Below are 18,422 nucleotides of genomic sequence, written 5' to 3' on the forward strand. Positions count from 1 at the left end.
AAGAGAAAAGTACTTAATTAAAATAATACTTTACAGGCCTCAATTATACGCAAATGCAATTGCATAGTAATTTTAAATACAAAATTTATGGATACCAGAAATAATCGCCCAACGCCATCAGACAGAGAAGTAGATTGGAATAAAACTAAAGTATTATTAAGTAAAACAGACACTAAAGGAACAATTTTATATGCAAATGAAGCTTTTATCGACGTTTCAGGATATGATGAACATGAACTAATTGGTCAGCCTCATAATGTGGTACGCCATCCTGATATGCCAAAAGTGATTTTTAAATTTTTGTGGGATAGTATTAAGTCCAGTGAAAATATACATGTGGTTATAAAAAACATGTCTAAAACCGGTAGATATTATTGGGTTGTAACCGATTTTAAAATTATTGCTGATGGCGACGGAGAAATTGCCGGTTATTTTGGTACCAGAAAATCTGTTCCTGAAGAAATTATTGTCAAATTTATAGAGCCTTTATATAAAAAACTGCTTCATATCGAGGAAGTAAGCGGTCTTGGCGCCTCTGAAGATTATTTAATTGGTTTTCTTGAAGAACGCAAAAAGACATATATGGAATATATAGATCACCTGATTGCTACAGGAAAAGATGATAAAAATAAAATAAGCAAGGGACTTTTTAGTGGTTTGTTCGACAAGAAAGCACCACCAAAAAAATAAAGAATGCAAACTAAAAATAGCTTCATTGTATCAACTGAATTTCAATCTTAAAATTTGTCCCCCAACAAATCTAAATCACCTTAGAATATGAGATATTGATATTTTTAATACAGTGAAGTGTTTTTTTTTTTTTTAAAGTTGCTGAGTTGCAAAGATTCTAAGCATCTAAGTTTTTTTAAACTCAGAGTCTTAGTAACTTAGAACCTTAGTATCTTAACTAATATAATTCCAAATATTTTTCTTTTTTGTCAATTCTATAAAAACGGCTTTTAGTACAGCATGCTCCGGTTTTTGCAATGGCCCGTCTTCTTTTAATATTTTCATGGCATAGTTTCGTGCCAGGCTTAAAATATCCCGGTCACGAACAATATCAGCAATTTGAAGGTTTAAAACACCACTTTGCTGTGTTCCCATTAAGTCTCCGGGACCACGAAGCTTCAGGTCGACCTCGGCAATTTCGAAACCGTCATTGGTCTGAACCATTGTTTCCATTCTGGTTTTACTGTCAGAACTTAACTTGTGGCTTGTCATTAATATGCAATAACTCTGTTCTGCTCCACGACCTACACGACCACGTAATTGGTGTAGTTGTGATAATCCAAAACGTTCTGCACTTTCGATAATCATAACACTTGCATTTGGTACGTTTACACCAACTTCAATTACGGTTGTTGCCACCATAATATTCGTTTTACCTTCAGAAAAGCGTTTCATTTCAGCATCTTTATCTGCAGGTTTCATTTTACCATGTAAGATAGAAATTGAATATTGCGGTAACGGAAAATCACGTGAAATACTTTCGTAACCATCCATCAAATCCTTGAAATCCATTTTTTCGGATTCCTGAATTAAAGGATAAACAATATAAATTTGTCTGCCCAAAGCGATTTCATCTCTTAGAAATTTCCACACTTTCAAACGATTGCTGTCAAATCTGTGAACGGTTTGAATAGGTTTTCGACCCGGAGGCAATTCGTCAATTACTGAAATGTCCAGATCGCCATACAAACTCATCGCTAATGTTCGCGGAATAGGAGTGGCGGTCATGACTAAAACATGTGGCGGAATTTCGTTTTTTTTCCACAATTTAGACCTTTGTTCTACACCAAAACGATGCTGCTCATCGATTACTGCTAAACCTAAATTCTGAAATTTCACTTTATCTTCTAATAAAGCATGAGTACCTATAAGAATATGTAAACTTCCGTTTTCGAGTTCTTCGTGAATGATTCTTCGTGCTGCAGTTTTTGTAGAGCCTGTCAGTATTTTTATGTTGATATTTAATGTCGCAGCCAACTCTGATAATCCAATAAAATGCTGATTTGCCAGAATTTCTGTTGGAGCCATCAAACAAGCCTGAAAACCATTATCGATTGCCAGAAGCATGCTTAAAAACGCTACAATTGTTTTTCCGGAACCTACATCTCCTTGCAATAATCGGTTCATTTGAGCATTGCTGCCCATATCTGCCCGAATTTCTTTTACGACTCTTTTTTGTGCGTTTGTGAGATCAAATGGCAAATGATTCTGATAAAAATCATTAAAATATTCTCCTACTTTTGTAAATGGATGTCCTTTTATTTTATGTTTCCTGATCAGGTTTTTGGTAATCAGTTGCAATTGGATAAAGAACAATTCTTCAAACTTCAATCTAAATTGGGCTTTCGCCAAAGCGTCTGTGCTTTTAGGAAAATGAATGTTGAATAAAGCAGCTCTTTTTGAAATTAGTTTTAGTTCCTCGATTAAATACGGAGGGAAAGTTTCACTGAACAACGCCTGTGTTTCAATAAACAATTGCTCCATCATTTTGTTGATGGTGCGGTTTGAAATACCTCTGTTGGTTAAAGTTTCTGTCGAAGGATAAACAGGCTGCATGGCTGAACGCAGACTTTTTTCATGCTCACTTAATAATTCAATTTCCGGATGCGCCATACTAAACTGACTTCCGTAAAGAGAACATTTTCCAAAAATAACACAAGGCACATTGAGTTTTAAGCTCTCCCTGACCCATTTATGTCCCTGAAACCAGTTTAGATCAATTTGGCCTGTATCATCGACGAAAGTAGCAACCAGGCGTTTTTTGTTTTTAGCAAACTCAACGGTTTTTATATTGATGATTTTTCCAATAATCTGAACTTCTGTACCCGTATTTTGAAGTTCATTAATCTTATAATATCGGGTTCTGTCAATGTATCTGTTCGGGAAAAAATTAACTAAATCTATATACCTATGAATACCCAACTCCTTACGAAGCAATTGGCCACGATTGGGACCAACGCCTTTTAAGTATTCAATTGGGGTTTCAAGAAGATTGTTAGACATTTATTTAGAAAGTTAATCTTAGACTTTGTTAGATTATAGAAAAAAGAGAATAGATATTATTTTAGTCTGTTTTCTTTAATCGATACTCTTTTATCTTTAGAAAAGCGAAGATAGATTTTAATTGGGAAATTTGAAAGTGTATTGTTTATTATGCTTTTATTAGTTTACGGGGAAGTTTTCATTTTTTTTAATATTAACTTCGTGATAACTTAATTATCTATGACGCAACCATTTTGATAAATCAGAATCTTTATAATAATAACCTTTAAACCATAAAGAAAAATGAAGAATATTGTACTTTTATTTGTGATTGCTCTTACACTCGTTTCTTGTTCTAAAAATGAGACAGAAGATGATGTTGTTGTTTCTGATTATTATGGAAAATGGGATCAATTTGCTGAAGCTCCATATAGTAATGATGCATCTTCGACACAGTTTTCGTATCGGTTTAATAAAGACAATACTTTTACTAAAACACGAAACTATGACAATAAGATTGCAACCTTGTCAGGAACTTTTGAGATAAAAACCAATGAAAATACAACCGTTTTTGTATTAACATATCCGGAACAAAATTTTTTAATATCCAGCTGTACCGGAGGTTTAACTGAGAGTTTTACTTTAGATAAATCAGGACATTTAAATGATAATGCGGGCATGTGTGATCGTTACGGGAAATATAAAAAAGCAAAATAAAAAACGTAAGTTTGCTAAAAAATAACTTATAAATGACAACTCACTTAGCACTTTTACGCGGCATTAATGTTTCCGGTCACAATATGATAAAAATGGAAGCTTTGAAAACGATGTTAGAAAATATTGGTTTTCAGAATGTAAGAACGTATCTGCAATCCGGAAACGTTTTTGTGGATACAGAGGAGGAAAGTGCTTCGAAAGTAGGTTTTATGATCAAACAGGAAATTTTTAAGGTTTTCGGTCATGAAGTTCCTACAATTGTTATTGCTAAAGAAGACTTGGAATTGTGTTTTAAAAACAATCCTTTTCTAAAAGAAAAAGACGTCGACACAAAAAAACTGTATGTATCATTTGTTTCTGTTGCCTTGAAAAGTGAGAACATAAACGATTTAAAAATCAGCCAGTTTAAACCGGATGAAGCAAGTATCGACGGAAACAGAATTTTTATTAAATATGCGGTTGGTGCAGGAAAAACAAGATTTGATCAAAAATATATTGAGAAAAAACTAAATGTTACCGCAACAATTAGAAACTGGAATACCGTTACGAATTTATTGAAGATGTATGCTGAATAATTTAATTAGATAATTTTCTCACTAATCTCTCAGCCATTTTAGCATTTCAGGAAAAGCAGGTTTACCTTCCTGAAGAGCACGATCTTGCGATAAACAAAGTCCCATCCATTCCAGGAAAGGTAAACCAATATAGTTTTTAACACTAAAATTAGAAATAAACCAATCTGATTGGTTTTTATAACCATTGGGATGAAACACAAATTCCAGCGGTAATTTTAAGTGAGTTAACGCGGCAAATGACCACAAAATTGCACCTATTTCTTCGGCTTGAGTGGGCCAATCCGGAGAGATTTCATTAGTTCCTGCTAATTTCCTTTCGGCAGAACTTGTTACAGCTAAATGTCCCGCTTCATGCAGGATATCTCCGGGATATAGTAATTTATCATAATCAATATAAAGACAATTTGGACCTAAACTTAATCCGGGTAAAAAAGTAGTATCTAATTCTTTTTCGATTATATCTAATCCTATTTCTCTTAGAAAGGATATAATTTTCTGTATTTCAGGACTTGCTTTTACAGACATAGTAATAGATTTTGATATGAAATTAATATTTAGATAATCAGGCAGTAACTTATTTGTCAATAGATAGAATAGGTGTTCTTTTTAAAAAGATTGTATCGGCATTATGAATAGTACCTTTTCTGATTCCACCGCCAAACGGGTTGAATAATTCAATGTGTTTTTTATCATAACCTTCTTTGTTAATTAATTCATTTACAAGTAAAGGCGGCGTTTCATAACCAATAAAAGTAAATTGGGAATACCGAAGTTCTTTTAATTGAAAATAACCATTAGCATCTGTTATATTTTCTCCAACTTTACAGTTTTCGATCGGTTTTCTGGAAATAGAATCATAAATATATCCAACAATTTGAGGTCTTCTGCATCTGCTCACCAAACAGCTTTGACAAACAAAAGCAAGCATAATCAATAGGAGAAAGGCGTGTAGTTTTTTAAAACTGAATATTTTCATCTTTTCTTAAATTAAATCGCAGTACCAAAATCCAAAATCAAAGACATCTGTAGCATTTGTATCGCAAGCAGTATTAGAAGAGTTTTGAGTTTTAGGCTGTTTATATTTGCGGTAAACGATTTCGCCAATTTCAAAATTTATGGGTTCAGAAAAAATTGGTCCGTCAAAAGTAAAAGTGTGAAATTCGCCATTTTCTCCACAAACATCAACATTTTCAGGTAAATCATTTATGAAATCCTGATCGATAATTCGGCCCACAAAACTTTTATCAAGATAACGTTCGTTAACGCAAACTACAATCGTTTTGAAATCAAGGGATAAAAATTCCTGTATTAAATCCTGAGTAGGGATTTTCCAAAGCGGAAAAACGCTTTCCATACCAATTTTTTCCAGTTGATTCTCGCGATATTTACGTAAATCTTCCAGAAAAATATCACCAAAAATAGAATGTGTAATATCTTCTTTTTTTAATTCTGTTAGGGTTTCAGTAAGTACATTTTCATAAACTTCCATCGTTGGCATTTCAGGAATCTGCATGATTTTCAATGGTAATCCAATACTTTTTGCTTGTGCTTCAAGTAACTCAACACGAACACCATGCATCGAAATTCGTTGAAATTGCTGATTGACACTCGTTAGTAAATATTCTATTTTAAAATCAGGATTTTGTAGTATTTTGTATAAAGCCAGAGCAGAATCTTTCCCGCTGCTCCAGTTAAATATTGCTTTTTTTGGTGTTGGCACGTTATTATAATTTTCTATGGTAAACTTACAAATTTCATTCGATTTGTTTGTGAAACCTTTGTAACTTTGAATTTCTTACATGCCAAAAAATGACATTATTTAAAGATAAATTTAAAATTGATTCAAATAGATTGAAAAACTGGGATTATTCCAGCGCTGCAATTTATTTTATTACATTGGTTACTCAAAATAGAGAATGTGTTTTTGGTTCTATTAAAGAGGATAAAATGATTTTAAATGAGAATGGTCAAATTATAGAAAATGAATTGTTGAAATCTATAAAAATCCGTAAAAGTTGGTTTTTCCACAATTGGATTGTTATGCCCAATCATATTCATTTATTGATAGAAATTCAGAACAACGAAGTTTCTACAGAAATAAATAATCTATTCAAGGAGATTGATATATCACAAATTGAACGATCGAATATTGAACCATCACAAATTGAACGATCGCATATTGTAGAGACGCACAGCAGTGCGTCTACACCCGGCACATCGACAACAAATATTGTGTCAAACATTGCGGAGACGCACTGCTGTGCGTCTCTACGGAATAACCATGAGATTAACCATGAGAATAATCACGCCAATAAATATGGAACTGTATTATATCGAAAACCCAATTCTATTTCATCATTTGTTGCTATCTTTAAATCGGTAACAACAAAACAAATAAATGGCGTTGATTCTATATGGCAATCAAATTATCACGATCATATTGTTCGCAATCATAAAACTTTCGAAACTATTTATAATTATATAAAAACCAACCCATTATCTTGGGAAACGGATTCTATGAAACTTTAATTATCAATGAAATACATCTTTCTATTTATTACCAGTTTCGTTTTTGCGCAACAAACCCAATTTGTCGATTTTAAATGGGTTAACGGACAATTAAAATTAAATGCTTCAGAAAAATCAGTTTCCGGAGTAGTCGATTATCAATTTGAGGTTTTAAAACCTGTTGATACGATCAAAATAGATGCTAAAAACATGGAATTTTCTAAGGTTCAGATTGATAATAGAGATGTTATTTTTATCAATACGGGTAAGGAGTTGAAAATCCTGAATAATTTTCAGAAAGGCGAAAACCACCTCACTTTTGAATATTCGGTTAAACCGAAACAAGCTTTATATTTTGTTGCTATTGAAAATAATGAAGTCCAAATCTGGACACAAGGACAGGGAAGATATACCAGCAACTGGTTTCCCAGTTTTGATGATGTCAACGAAAAAGTTGTTTTTAGTTTAGGAATAAGCTATGATAAAGAATATCAGGTGATTTCTAACGGAATCTTAAAAGAAAAGAAACCGGATGGAAATTTATTTCATTGGCAATATAAAATGGAAAATCCAATGAGTTCTTATTTATTAATGCTTGCAATTGGCAAATATGATAAAAAAGAGTTCAGGGCAAAATCTAAAATTCCATTAGAATATTATCTTGAAAATAAAGATGCGAGTCGTTTTGAACCTACTTATCGATATTCTAAACGTATTTTCGATTTTCTGGAGAAAGAAATTGGAGTAAAATATCCATGGGAAATTTACAGAGAGATTCCGGTTCGTGATTTCTTATATGCCGGGATGGAAAATACAACTTCGACACTTTTTGCAACACGTTACGTTGTTGATTCAATTGGTTTTACAGATCGAAATTATACAAATGTCGATGCGCACGAATTAGCACACCACTGGTTTGGGGATTTAATAACGGCAGAAAGCAGCACACATCACTGGCTTCAGGAAGGTTTTGCAACTTATTATGCTGCATTGGCAGAAAGAGAAATATATGGTGATGATTTCTTTTATTCTAAATTATACGAAACCGCGCAACAGATAAAATTTGCTTCGCGAACAGATACAATTCCAGTTTTGAATGCTAAAGCAAGTTCTTTGACTTTTTACGAAAAAGGTGCCTGGGCTTTATTTGTTTTGCACGAATCTATTGGTGATAAAGCATTTAAAAAAGCGATAAAAAGCTATCTTAAAAAATATGCTTACCAAACTGTAAACACACAAAACTTCTTTGAGGAGATTAAAAAAGTATCCGACTTTGATTTGGATAAATTTGAGAAAACCTGGCTGGAATCTACTGCTTTTGATACACCAACGGCAAATGCATTATTGAGTAAAAACAAGTCAATTCAGATTCGTTTAGAAGTTGATAAATTAAAGAAAACTCCTTTAGCAGAAAAAGAAGCTTTCTTAAAAAATACTTTAGAATCAGATGTTTACGAGTCTGTGAAAGAAGCAATTGTAAATCAATTAGAGACAGAGAAATACGAAGCTAAAAAAGAACTCTTGAAAATAGCATTAAAAACTAATAATGTTCAAATTCGTCAGGCTGTGGCAGGTTCGTTATCAAAGATCCCTGAAGATTTCAGAACTGAATATGAGATTCTATTAGATGATAAATCCTATCAGACGCAAGAACTCGCGTTATTTTATTTATGGAGGAATTTTCCGGATCACCGTACACAATATTTAGATAAATCTAAAAACTGGATTGGTTTTAGTGATTATAATCTTCGCACTTTGTGGCTTTCCCTGGCTTTATCAACTGCAAATTATACTGAGAATCCAGAGATGTTAGTTTCAGAATTAATTGACTTTTCTTCTACTAAATATGAAGCGACAACACGACAAAATGCATTGGAGAAGTTAATCGCTTTTAAAATTATTAATGATCAGGTTTTGAGTAATTTAGTTAGCGCAACAACACATCATATGTGGCAATTTTCAAAATTTGGAAGAGATACAATTCGATTATTATTAAAAAATTCAGAAATGCGTGCTTCGTTTGAAAGAATTTTGCCTAATTTGACCCCCGATGAACAATTTCAATTAAGCCGTTTGTTGAAAGAGTGAAAAGAAGAGGAAAGAAGCAAGAGGAAAGAAGCAAGAGGAAAGAATATAGAGAATAGAGTATAGAAGAAAGAGTAAAGATTAGGGCAAATAGAAAAATCTTTGCTCTTTATTCTTTTTTCTATTTTCTAAAAACACAAAACCTACATTAATATTTATGAGAGCATTGGTTATTTCTGGTGGAGGAAGTAAAGGCGCATTTGCCGGTGGCGTAGCGCAGTATTTAATAGAAGAAAAAAATCACGAATATGATTTATTTATAGGAACTTCTACAGGTAGTTTGCTTATTCCGCATTTGGCACTTGGTCACATCAAAAAAATTCATTCTGTTTATACCAATGTTACTATGGCGAGTATTTTTAATATTTGTCCTTTCGTTGTTAAAAATAAAGACGGTGTAGATATTGTTACTATAAATCACTTTAATGTTTTGCGCCAATTCTTTAAAGGAAAAAGAACTTTTGGAGAAAGTAAAGGACTAAAGAAATATATTCGAAATAATTTTTCGCTATCAGATTTTAATAACTTAAAGAAGCTGAAAAACGATGTTGTTATAACAGTCACCAATTTTACCAAAAATGAATCGGAATATAAATCTATTAAAGATTGTACGTATGAAGAATTTTGTGATTGGTCTTGGATTTCAAGTAATTATGTTCCTTTTATGAGTTTGGTAGAGAAAAATAATTACGAATATGGTGATGGAGGATTTTCAAGTTTGGTACCTATTCGTGAGGCAATTAACCGAGGTGCAACAGAAATAGACGTTATTATTTTGGAAACTGAGGTTAATATGAACAAAACCGTTATTGGTAAAAATCCATTTTCATTAATGATCGATTTATTCCGAATTGCTTTAGATCAAGTTGAAAAACATGATATTGCTATAGGAAAACTTATGGCAAACAATAAAAACGTTAAGCTTAACTTATATTACACGCCTACAAAACTTACCGATAATGCTCTTATTTTTAATAAAGAAGTTATGAAAGAATGGTGGGAACAAGGTTATGAATATGCTCAGAATAAATCTGAAGTTATGAGTGATAACAGGGTTTAAAGTTGTTGATGTTAAGAGTTTTAAATGAAAAATATAATATTATTTCTTCTTTTCTTTTTTACGCTAAATTTATTCAGCCAGGAAAATTTATGCAGAACTTCTATTTGGGATAACTCAGAGTTATTTCAAAAAAATGAAATCGAAAAGCACACAAATTATAATTTTTCAGCTTTATGGAATCAAACAGAAAATAATCTTATTTATGGAGTTATAGGTGATAATTATGAACGAATATTGATAAAGTTTATTTCAATTAAAAGAAATGAAAAAAATAAAAGCGAATATATTGTTCATGGTAAATCATCAGTAAAATCAAATATCTGCGATTTTACCGGCACGATAACGATCACAAAAATACAGGAACTTAAAAAGCCAAAATTTGGACTTGACGATGAATACAAAACTGCCGGTATAAAAAGTCAGGGTTTATTAGTAGCCAATTACAAGTTTGTCGAAAATAAAGATCAAAAGAATACGGGAGAATTTCACGGAAAATTACAAGCTATATTTTATGTCGATAAATATGGTGGAGTTAAATACAATGATATTGAAAGTTACAGGGATAATTATTTCAATAATGCATTTGTTGGTGTTTGGAAATCTAATAATTCCGGTAAAGAAAAGATATGCAATTGGGGTGATTATCGGGTTCCTAATGTAAATTGTGATTTTGATATTGGAGCAGGAGAATTAAGTATATCTGCAAAATACCTGAAAAATGGCTGGCAAGTTAAACCAAATCAAAAATGGTGGAAATAAAAATAGGCTTACTATAATTTGACAAGATTAATTAGTACAAATCAATCTTGTCAAAATTAAAATTTTACCACAAACCTGCAACTTCATTTTTAATATATCCTAAAGCAGCGTTGCTTGGAGATTGTTTCTCTAATAAATCATTCAAAATCTTTTCACGTAATTTATCCGCGCTGTCAACGCGATCACTCATTGCGGCTTTACGGATGATTTGTATAGTTGAGTTTTTAGCAGTTGTTATAATAGTCCAACATTCATCAGACATATAGATTTGCTGTGTTAGATTGTGCTCAAATTCTTGTTCGATTTGATCAATTACATAATTTTCATAATCGTGCTTTTCGTTTGAAATTGGCGCAATCCTAATTAGTAATTTCGTAAGGTTAATACGTTCTAAAAACAAAGTCATACGCTCGTAAGCCTGTAAACGTATTGGTAAAGATTCTTTATGAGCTTCTCTGTTCAATAAAAAATTTCGCTTTTTATCATTGTTTTTTATATGCAGTTCAAAAAAACTGTAAGCCACGAATCCGGTAACAATGGCTGGTAAAGTATAACTGGCTAATTCTATAATTCTGTTAAAATCCATTTGGTTCAATTTTTCAACAAAAATATAATTTTTAAGGAGAAATCCACTTTAAATTTATTGTAATAAACAAAAAGGAAGACTTACTTTTGCATCTTGCTTTTTTAATTTGCAGAAACACCTTCTTAATGGATTCATATATTATATTTTTTCTTTGTTTAGCTGCTTTTGCAGCAGGATTTATTGATGCAATTGTTGGTGGTGGAGGATTAATTCAGACACCAATGGGACTAATTTTATTGCCAAACTTACCTGTTTCAACGGTTGTGGGAACATTAAAAATTCCAGCTTTTACAGGAACTGCTTTTGCGGCTTTTCAATATCTTAAAAATGTAGTCATTCAATGGAAGTTGCTTTTACTTATGATGTGTTTGGCAGTGCCATCTGCATTTTTAGGTTCTACGATATTAACAATGGTGAGTAATGATTTTATGAAACCTCTTTTGCTTGTGGTTTTATCTTTATTGTTTATTTATACGTATGCGAAGAAAAATTTTGGTCAGCATGTGGCTAAAGATCATTCAGCAACGACACAGATAATCTATGCTGTCGTAATTAGTATTATTGTTGGTTTTTATGACGGATTTATAGGCCCGGGAACCGGAAGTTTTTTTGTAGTTGCATTTATTGCTCTTTTAGGTTTTGATTTTTTACACGCTTCTGCAAATGCCAAAATGGTAAATCTGGCAACAAACTTTGGTTCTATTTGTTTGTTTATTATTAAAGGAAAAATCATTTGGTCGATTGCAATTCCTATGGCAATTAGTAATGGATTTGGCGGATGGCTTGGTGCCAAATTAGCAATTAATAAGGGAAATGGTTTTATTCGGATTTTCTTTTTGATTGTTGTAATTGGTACTTTGATACGATTTGCCTATGATGTGTTTTTTAAATAATAAGATTCTAAGATGTTAAGAATCTGAGTTTTTTAATATAAGTGAATGGTTTTTCATTGTGATTATCAAATTATAGACTATCTTTGTATCAAAATCAACAACTTAAAGTATCATAAAATGATAGAAATAGTAGAGAATTATGAAAATTACATTAATAGCTTACCAGAGTTGATAGGTAAATCTTATTATAAAGCTGAGTTTTTTATGCAAAAATTAGGTTTAAAACACGCTACATATTATAGAAAATTGAAATCTAAAAATTTTACTCATCAAGAGGTAAAATTAATTACAACTTTATTATTTCCAGAAGAAATATTAATGCAGGAGTTGCAAAAAAGTGAAGAAGATATAAAAGCTGGGAGAACTATTAATTTTGAAGATTTTAAACAAAAACTAATAACTAAGTATAATATCTAAATTTATTGGATTTCGTTTGTTATCCCAAAATAAAACTACATAAATTATTTCTTGTTCAATTTTGTAAAATAAATATACTTCATTTGAAACTAAAAACTTCCTATAGGCAGTTTTTTTATACTTTGAACCAACCTGATTATTTTGTTGAATTATTTCCAAAACTGAAATAGACTTTCTAGAAAATGAAACTACTTTAGTTTCGGAGTATTTATTTAATATGTCAAAATAAGTTTTCTCGGCGTTTTCAGTAAGTACTATAGTCATCGTATTTTATAAGATAACAAATATACTACTATTTTATATTTAAGGAATTTTCTTTCAAAATATTCTTCATAATTTTTTAATATAGCTTAAAAATTACCTTTCTAAAAAACACAATTGTTTTAATCAAACCCCGATAGAGACGGTATCCTCACAGTGAAATGGATAGATATAGCCTCTAACGGGAACTATGTTTCTTGAAAAAAAACATTGGTCTGCTTCAAAAAAAATAAAAAAAATTAGCAACTCAGAACCTTAGAATCTTAGTAGCTATTTCAATCATTAATTCTTATTTTTGCAATAATTATGGAGAAGAATTTCATGCAAAAGTACATTGACCAGCTCAATGAGGCGCAAAGACAACCCGTTCTGAAAAAAGACGGGCCAATGATTATTATTGCTGGTGCAGGTTCGGGGAAAACCCGTGTTTTAACTATTAGAATTGCTTATTTAATGGCGCAAGGTGTTGATGCTTTCAATATTTTGTCGCTAACATTTACGAACAAAGCGGCTCGTGAAATGAAGCACAGGATTTCTGATATTGTAGGTGCATCTGAGGCAAAAAATCTTTGGATGGGAACTTTTCACTCGATTTTCGCTCGTATTCTTCGTGCAGAATCGGATCATTTAGGATATCCATCCAATTTTACAATATACGATTCTCAGGACTCGGCGAGATTGATTTCTTCTATTATTAAAGAAATGCAGCTGGATCGTGATGTCTATAAACCAAAGCAAATTTTAGGTAGGATTTCATCTTATAAAAATAGCTTAATTACAGTAAAAGCGTATTTCAATAATCCTGAATTGGTAGAGGCCGATGCAATGGCAAAAAGACCACGTTTAGGAGAAATTTATCAGCAGTACGTGGAGCGCTGTTTTAAAGCAGGTGCGATGGATTTTGATGATTTATTATTGAAAACCAATGAGTTATTGACTCGTTTTCCTGAGGTTTTAGCAAAATATCAGAATCGTTTCAGATATATTCTGGTTGATGAGTACCAGGATACAAATCACTCTCAGTATTTGATTGTAAGGGCTTTATCTGATAAATTTCAGAATATTTGTGTGGTAGGTGATGATGCGCAGAGTATTTATGCTTTCCGTGGAGCAAATATTAATAATATCCTGAATTTCCAGAAAGATTATGAAGGTGTAATAATGTTCCGTTTAGAGCAAAATTACCGTTCAACGAGAAATATTGTTGAAGCGGCAAATACAGTGATGGAACATAATAAGACGAAACTTGATAAAGTAGTCTGGACGGCAAATGATTTTGGACAAAAAATAAAAGTCCATCGTAGTTTGACAGATGCCGAAGAAGGACGTTTTGTAGCAAGTACGATTTTTGAACAAAAAATGCAAAATCAGCTGCATAATGGATCGTTTGCGATTTTGTACCGTACCAACGCGCAATCTCGTGCGATGGAGGATGCATTGAGAAAACGTGACATTCCGTATCGAATTTATGGAGGATTATCATTCTACCAACGTAAGGAAATTAAAGATGTCTTGTGTTATTTACGTTTGGTAATCAATCCAAAAGATGAAGAAGCACTTGTTCGTGTAATTAATTATCCAGCTCGTGGAATTGGCGATACAACTGTTGAAAAACTAACTATTGCTGCGAATCATTACAAACGCTCGATTTGGGAAGTAATGGTAAATATTGATAAAATCGATTTGAAATTAAACTCAGGAACGAAGAATAAAATCAATGATTTTGTTACGATGATTCAGAGTTTTCAGGTAATTGATCAAAATCAGGATGCTTTTTATATTACAGATTATGTAGCTAAAAAAACGGGTCTTGTTCAGGAATTGAAAAAAGATGCAACTCCGGAAGGAATGGCGAAGATTCAGAATATCGAGGAACTTTTAAACGGTTTGAAAGATTTTACTGAAGGCCAAAAAGAGATTGACGGTGCAAGAGGGGCTTTATCTGAGTTTATGGAAGATGTGGCGCTTGCAACTGATTTAGATAAAGATACATCTGATGAAGATCGCGTGGCTTTGATGACGATTCATTTGGCAAAAGGACTTGAATTTCCTCACGTTTTTGTGGTGGGAATGGAAGAAGATTTGTTTCCAAGTGCGATGAGTATGAGTACCAGAAGCGAATTAGAAGAGGAACGTCGTTTATTTTACGTAGCTTTAACTCGTGCAGAACACCAGGCTTATTTGACTTATGCACAATCACGTTATCGCTGGGGTAAATTGACAGATAGTGAGCCATCACGTTTTATTGAAGAAATCGACGGGCAATATCTGGAATATTTAACGCCTGCCGAAAGTAATTACCGTTATAAATCACCAATCGACGGAGATATTTTTGGAGATATTGATAAATCGAAATTGCGTCTGGCAAAACCAATTGGTTCAACGCCGCCAAAACATGTAACGGATAACCAGCCAAAACCGGATTTGAATATTCGTAAATTAAAACCAGTTACAGGAACAAACCCAAATAATGCTGCACCTAATTTATTTGATAATAAGTTAACAATTGGAAATGTTGTAATGCATGAACGTTTCGGTAAAGGTGAAGTAGTCAATTTAGAAGGTGTTGGAGCTGATAAAAAAGCCGAAATAAGATTTGAAGTTGGAGGTCTTAAAAAACTTTTACTTCGTTTTGCTAAATTAGATGTTTTAGGGTAAATAATAGGTTTCAAGTTTCAGGTTAAAAGTTTCAAGTTTCGTTGAAACGTGGAACCTGAAACAAATAAAACTTTAAACAAAAAAGAAAAATGGCAGAGTTCATAAAAATATATCCCGATAAACCTAATGAAGCTGCAATTGCCAAAGTGGTAAAAGTGCTTCAGAATGGAGGTTTAGTAATTTATCCAACAGATACTGTTTACGGTTTAGGTTGCGATATTACTAATTCACGCGCTTTAGAAAAAATCGCAAAAATAAAAGGAGTTAAACTGGAGAAAGCTAATTTCTCCTTTATCTGTCATGATTTGAGTAATTTATCAGATTATGTGCGTCAGATTGATACTTCTACTTTTAAAATTTTAAAAAGAGCATTGCCCGGACCTTACACTTTTATTTTGCCTGGGAATAATAACTTGCCAAAAGAATTTAAAAAGAAAACTACAGTTGGTATTCGTATACCGGACAACAATATTGCACTTGAAATAGTTCGAAAGTTGGGTAATCCAATAGTTTCGACTTCTATTCGTGATGAAGATGATGTAATTGAATATACGACAGATCCTGAGTTGATTTTCGAGAAATGGCAAAATCTTGTTGATCTGGTTATTGACGGTGGTTACGGAGATAATGTTGGTTCGACTATTATTGATCTATCAGATTACGAACCTGTAATTATAAGAGAAGGAAAAGGAGATATCAATATTTTGTAAGAATAAATCTTGATTGTTTAGGATTATAGAAAATGGTTTGGTTAATTAGCGTATAATTTAACTAAACCATTTTTATATTATGAAAAGAATTATTCTTTTGTTATTCTTATTTTCTTTTGTTGCTGCATTCTCATTTTAAAAGGAAAAATTACATCCAAAGATAATATAGCGCTCGAAGGTGTGAATATTTATTTTGACGGAACAACCATTTCAACAGTCTCAGATGTAAATGGAAATTTCACAATAAAATATGAACCAAATGCTAATAACATTTTAGCGATAAGTTTCATGGGATATCAAACGGAATATCTTACAAGTCTGGATGCTTCTAAGCCATTGAATATTGCACTTACAGTTTCAAAAAATGAACTTAAAGAGGTTGTTATTACTACAAACGAATTGTTTACCAGAGAACAGAAACTAAAATTGTTTAGGGAATATTTTTTAGGAAAAACAAATAATGCAAAATCAAGTGTAATAAAAAATGAATCTGATTTACGTTTCAAATACGATAAGGAAAAATTAGTTTTACGGCTTCTTCAGATAAACCTTTGGTTATTATAAATGAATTGTTAGGATATAAAATTGATTTTGAATTGGTGGTTTTTGAAGTTGCTTTTAATAAGCTAAGCATTAATTCTAAAGATGTTATCAAGAATTTTTATTGTGGAGTAAGCAGATTTGAAGATATTGATAATTCGGTTACAGTTTTAGAACGCAGAGAAAAAACATATCAGGGATCTCAAATTCAGTTTTTTAGAAATTTTGCTAAAAAAGACTGGGAATAAAGAAATTTTTTTGCTTAATGATGATAATAGTATTGATCCTCTCAAGCGCTTTAAGATTATTGAGGAGGAAGATTTTGTAAAAGTTGAAGTTTTACCACAGCCAAAGGGAGAAATTCAAAATGAAAATCTAAAAGATATAGTTGCTTCTTATAATATCGCTTTTAACAGGACCGAAGAATCTAAGATTACTTTTCAAACTGATAGCTTTTATATTTATAAGTATGGAAATAACTCAAATATAGAAAGTATACTTTTTTCAGCGAAAATTTCAGAAAAAGAAAGTAGGTGATATGCTGCCTCTTAATTACGGAGTTAAATAAAATTATTCTTGGAGCTTTAGCTGATTTTCAAATAGAAAAACAAATAATATGGCTTATTTGTAAAAAAAAACTGAAATAGTATAATAATTTAAAATAAATAACTAACTTTAGGTTAGTTAAAATTTAGTTAGTTAATTAAAAATAATGCTATTCTTGATTATATTTAATTGGTTATTAAAAAATTAAGAATACATAAAAGCAGGTCGATTGACCTGCTTTTTCTGTATTATAAAGTATGTGAAAACTCTAAATTATTTTTGTTGTTTTTTCATTTCTTTTTCAATCATATCATAGAATTGATCGATTTTTGGCATAACAACAATACGAGTTCTTCTGTTACGGGCTTTATTGTCCGGAGTATCATTTGCAACTAAAGGCACATATGAACTTCTACCAGCTGCAATTAATTTAGCAGGGTTAACTCCAAGGTCGTTAGTTAATACACGCACAATAGATGTAGAACGTTTAACACTTAAATCCCAGTTGTCTAACAAAACTCCGTTGCTTTTGTAAGGAACGTTATCTGTGTGTCCTTCAACCATACATTCAAAATCAGGTTTGTCGTTTACTACTTTTGCAACTTTAGCTAAAACACCTTTTGCTGCGTCAGTTACATCATAGCTACCGCTTTTAAACAATAATTTGTCTGCAATAGAGATAAATACAACACCTTTTTCTACATTGATTTCGATGTCCGGATCGTTGATTCCAACTGCTCCTTTTAAACTTGTAACTAAAGCTAGTGTTACACTGTCTTTTTTAGTTAAAGCATCTTGAAGTCTTGATATTTTTAAATCTTTTTCTTTTAAACTTTCTAATGATTTTTCAAGATTTTCAGCTCCTTTAGTAGTTAGAACAGTTAAGTCTTTAGAAGTGCTTATTAAGTCTTGATTATGTTGTTTATAGCTTTCTGCTGTAGCTGCAAGTCCTGCTTTTTCCTCTAAACAACTATTTAGTTTTACGGTACAGGAGTTTAATAAATCTTGGGTTTCTTTGTTCTTAGCTTCTAATGCTGCATATTGCTTTTTCGATACACACGAAGTTAAGGCCATTAATACTGATAGTGCGATTACTATTTTTCTCATAGGTATTAT

The 18,422-nt window shown here is 32.0% G+C and carries 20 protein-coding genes; 14 read left to right on the plus strand and 6 right to left on the minus strand.

Features of this window, described 5'->3' with window-relative positions; translation table 11 throughout:
• Window positions 1-87: 87 nt before the first annotated feature.
• Window positions 88-690, plus strand: a complete 603-nt coding sequence (locus BXU01_RS18665) for a PAS domain-containing protein (protein ID WP_083694702.1) — start codon at window positions 88-90, stop codon at window positions 688-690.
• A gap of 213 nt (window positions 691-903) precedes the next feature.
• Here the strand turns inward: BXU01_RS18665 and recG are convergent, their stop codons facing one another.
• A complete protein-coding gene (recG, locus tag BXU01_RS18670) occupies window positions 904-3,012 on the minus strand; it encodes an ATP-dependent DNA helicase RecG (RefSeq protein ID WP_083694703.1) in 2,109 nt (702 codons plus the stop codon).
• Window positions 3,013-3,294: 282 nt separating this feature from the next.
• On the opposite strand from recG, the gene BXU01_RS18675 reads away from it, so the two are divergent.
• Window positions 3,295-3,708, plus strand: coding sequence for a hypothetical protein (locus BXU01_RS18675; RefSeq protein ID WP_083694704.1), 414 nt, complete (start codon window positions 3,295-3,297; stop codon window positions 3,706-3,708).
• A gap of 32 nt (window positions 3,709-3,740) precedes the next feature.
• Window positions 3,741-4,283 (plus strand): DUF1697 domain-containing protein, encoded by a 543-nt coding sequence (locus BXU01_RS18680; protein WP_083694705.1) that lies wholly within the window; start codon window positions 3,741-3,743, stop codon window positions 4,281-4,283.
• 21 nt (window positions 4,284-4,304) lie between these two features.
• On the opposite strand, the gene BXU01_RS18685 is transcribed toward BXU01_RS18680, so the two are convergent.
• Genes BXU01_RS18685 through BXU01_RS18695 form a run of 3 tightly spaced genes read right to left on the minus strand, consistent with a single transcriptional unit; the run spans window position 4,305 to window position 6,003 of the window.
• Window positions 4,305-4,808, minus strand: a complete 504-nt coding sequence (locus BXU01_RS18685) for an MBL fold metallo-hydrolase (RefSeq protein ID WP_083694899.1) — start codon at window positions 4,806-4,808, stop codon at window positions 4,305-4,307.
• 49 nt (window positions 4,809-4,857) lie between these two features.
• The gene (locus BXU01_RS18690; protein WP_083694706.1) at window positions 4,858-5,259 is read right to left on the minus strand and encodes a hypothetical protein; all 402 of its coding nucleotides are present in this window, start codon (window positions 5,257-5,259) and stop codon (window positions 4,858-4,860) included.
• A gap of 6 nt (window positions 5,260-5,265) precedes the next feature.
• The gene (locus BXU01_RS18695) at window positions 5,266-6,003 is read right to left on the minus strand and encodes a diphthine--ammonia ligase (RefSeq protein ID WP_083694707.1); all 738 of its coding nucleotides are present in this window, start codon (window positions 6,001-6,003) and stop codon (window positions 5,266-5,268) included.
• An 89-nt stretch (window positions 6,004-6,092) separates the two neighbouring features.
• Here BXU01_RS18695 and BXU01_RS18700 point away from each other — a divergent pair, with 89 nt between their 5' ends.
• The 4 genes from BXU01_RS18700 (at window position 6,093) to BXU01_RS18715 (ending at window position 10,695) form a co-directional block, all read left to right on the plus strand.
• Entirely contained in the window at window positions 6,093-6,812 is a 720-nt protein-coding gene (locus BXU01_RS18700; protein WP_083694708.1) for a transposase, read from the plus strand.
• 6 nt (window positions 6,813-6,818) lie between these two features.
• Entirely contained in the window at window positions 6,819-8,879 is a 2,061-nt protein-coding gene (locus BXU01_RS18705) for a M1 family metallopeptidase (RefSeq protein ID WP_083694709.1), read from the plus strand.
• A gap of 154 nt (window positions 8,880-9,033) precedes the next feature.
• Window positions 9,034-9,936: a patatin family protein gene (locus tag BXU01_RS18710; protein WP_055092362.1), complete on the plus strand. Its 903-nt coding sequence runs from the start codon at window positions 9,034-9,036 to the stop codon at window positions 9,934-9,936.
• Between the two features lie 24 nt (window positions 9,937-9,960).
• Window positions 9,961-10,695 carry a hypothetical protein gene (locus BXU01_RS18715; RefSeq protein WP_083694710.1) on the plus strand — a complete coding sequence of 245 codons (735 nt, stop codon included), beginning with the start codon at window positions 9,961-9,963 and terminating at the stop codon, window positions 10,693-10,695.
• 64 nt (window positions 10,696-10,759) lie between these two features.
• On the opposite strand, the gene BXU01_RS18720 is transcribed toward BXU01_RS18715, so the two are convergent.
• Window positions 10,760-11,281 carry a hypothetical protein gene (locus tag BXU01_RS18720; protein ID WP_055092359.1) on the minus strand — a complete coding sequence of 174 codons (522 nt, stop codon included), beginning with the start codon at window positions 11,279-11,281 and terminating at the stop codon, window positions 10,760-10,762.
• Between the two features lie 125 nt (window positions 11,282-11,406).
• Between BXU01_RS18720 and BXU01_RS18725 the strand changes: the two genes are divergently transcribed.
• The 7 genes from BXU01_RS18725 to BXU01_RS18760 all read left to right on the plus strand — a co-directional run bounded on the left by BXU01_RS18725 (window position 11,407) and on the right by BXU01_RS18760 (window position 17,297).
• On the plus strand, window positions 11,407-12,174 hold the full coding sequence (locus tag BXU01_RS18725; protein ID WP_083694711.1) for a TSUP family transporter: 768 nt from the start codon (window positions 11,407-11,409) through the stop codon (window positions 12,172-12,174).
• A 117-nt stretch (window positions 12,175-12,291) separates the two neighbouring features.
• Complete coding sequence (locus BXU01_RS18730; protein ID WP_083694712.1) at window positions 12,292-12,591, plus strand: hypothetical protein; 300 nt, start codon at window positions 12,292-12,294, stop codon at window positions 12,589-12,591.
• Between the two features lie 582 nt (window positions 12,592-13,173).
• Window positions 13,174-15,510 carry an ATP-dependent helicase gene (locus BXU01_RS18740; protein ID WP_083694714.1) on the plus strand — a complete coding sequence of 779 codons (2,337 nt, stop codon included), beginning with the start codon at window positions 13,174-13,176 and terminating at the stop codon, window positions 15,508-15,510.
• A gap of 89 nt (window positions 15,511-15,599) precedes the next feature.
• Complete coding sequence (locus BXU01_RS18745; RefSeq protein ID WP_083694715.1) at window positions 15,600-16,220, plus strand: L-threonylcarbamoyladenylate synthase; 621 nt, start codon at window positions 15,600-15,602, stop codon at window positions 16,218-16,220.
• A gap of 147 nt (window positions 16,221-16,367) precedes the next feature.
• Window positions 16,368-16,784: a carboxypeptidase-like regulatory domain-containing protein gene (locus tag BXU01_RS18750; protein WP_255373805.1), complete on the plus strand. Its 417-nt coding sequence runs from the start codon at window positions 16,368-16,370 to the stop codon at window positions 16,782-16,784.
• Window positions 16,772-17,008 (plus strand): hypothetical protein, encoded by a 237-nt coding sequence (locus BXU01_RS18755; RefSeq protein ID WP_083694717.1) that lies wholly within the window; start codon window positions 16,772-16,774, stop codon window positions 17,006-17,008. Before BXU01_RS18750 ends, BXU01_RS18755 begins: the two co-directional genes overlap by 13 nt.
• Window positions 16,986-17,297 (plus strand): hypothetical protein, encoded by a 312-nt coding sequence (locus tag BXU01_RS18760; RefSeq protein ID WP_083694718.1) that lies wholly within the window; start codon window positions 16,986-16,988, stop codon window positions 17,295-17,297. The genes BXU01_RS18755 and BXU01_RS18760 overlap by 23 nt, the downstream gene beginning before the upstream one ends.
• 282 nt (window positions 17,298-17,579) lie before the next feature.
• Here the strand turns inward: BXU01_RS18760 and BXU01_RS18765 are convergent, their stop codons facing one another.
• Window positions 17,580-18,413, minus strand: coding sequence for an OmpA family protein (locus BXU01_RS18765; RefSeq protein WP_083694719.1), 834 nt, complete (start codon window positions 18,411-18,413; stop codon window positions 17,580-17,582).
• Window positions 18,414-18,422: the final 9 nt, after the last annotated feature.

Source organism: [Flexibacter] sp. ATCC 35103, assembly GCF_001975985.1.
Classification (GTDB): Bacteria; Bacteroidota; Bacteroidia; order Flavobacteriales; family Flavobacteriaceae; genus Flavobacterium.

Excerpts from the sequence above, each read along its gene's own strand:
- BXU01_RS18665 (WP_083694702.1), top strand. The coding sequence starts at position 88 with ATGGATACCAGAAATAATCGCCCAACGCCATCAGACAGAGAAGTAGAT.
- recG (WP_083694703.1), bottom strand. The coding sequence starts at position 3,012 with ATGTCTAACAATCTTCTTGAAACCCCAATTGAATACTTAAAAGGCGTT.
- BXU01_RS18675 (WP_083694704.1), top strand. The coding sequence starts at position 3,295 with ATGAAGAATATTGTACTTTTATTTGTGATTGCTCTTACACTCGTTTCT.
- BXU01_RS18680 (WP_083694705.1), top strand. The coding sequence starts at position 3,741 with ATGACAACTCACTTAGCACTTTTACGCGGCATTAATGTTTCCGGTCAC.
- BXU01_RS18685 (WP_083694899.1), bottom strand. The coding sequence starts at position 4,808 with ATGTCTGTAAAAGCAAGTCCTGAAATACAGAAAATTATATCCTTTCTA.
- BXU01_RS18690 (WP_083694706.1), bottom strand. The coding sequence starts at position 5,259 with ATGAAAATATTCAGTTTTAAAAAACTACACGCCTTTCTCCTATTGATT.
- BXU01_RS18700 (WP_083694708.1), top strand. The coding sequence starts at position 6,093 with ATGACATTATTTAAAGATAAATTTAAAATTGATTCAAATAGATTGAAA.
- BXU01_RS18705 (WP_083694709.1), top strand. The coding sequence starts at position 6,819 with ATGAAATACATCTTTCTATTTATTACCAGTTTCGTTTTTGCGCAACAA.
- BXU01_RS18710 (WP_055092362.1), top strand. The coding sequence starts at position 9,034 with ATGAGAGCATTGGTTATTTCTGGTGGAGGAAGTAAAGGCGCATTTGCC.
- BXU01_RS18715 (WP_083694710.1), top strand. The coding sequence starts at position 9,961 with ATGAAAAATATAATATTATTTCTTCTTTTCTTTTTTACGCTAAATTTA.
- BXU01_RS18720 (WP_055092359.1), bottom strand. The coding sequence starts at position 11,281 with ATGGATTTTAACAGAATTATAGAATTAGCCAGTTATACTTTACCAGCC.
- BXU01_RS18725 (WP_083694711.1), top strand. The coding sequence starts at position 11,407 with ATGGATTCATATATTATATTTTTTCTTTGTTTAGCTGCTTTTGCAGCA.
- BXU01_RS18730 (WP_083694712.1), top strand. The coding sequence starts at position 12,292 with ATGATAGAAATAGTAGAGAATTATGAAAATTACATTAATAGCTTACCA.
- BXU01_RS18740 (WP_083694714.1), top strand. The coding sequence starts at position 13,174 with ATGCAAAAGTACATTGACCAGCTCAATGAGGCGCAAAGACAACCCGTT.
- BXU01_RS18745 (WP_083694715.1), top strand. The coding sequence starts at position 15,600 with ATGGCAGAGTTCATAAAAATATATCCCGATAAACCTAATGAAGCTGCA.
- BXU01_RS18765 (WP_083694719.1), bottom strand. The coding sequence starts at position 18,413 with ATGAGAAAAATAGTAATCGCACTATCAGTATTAATGGCCTTAACTTCG.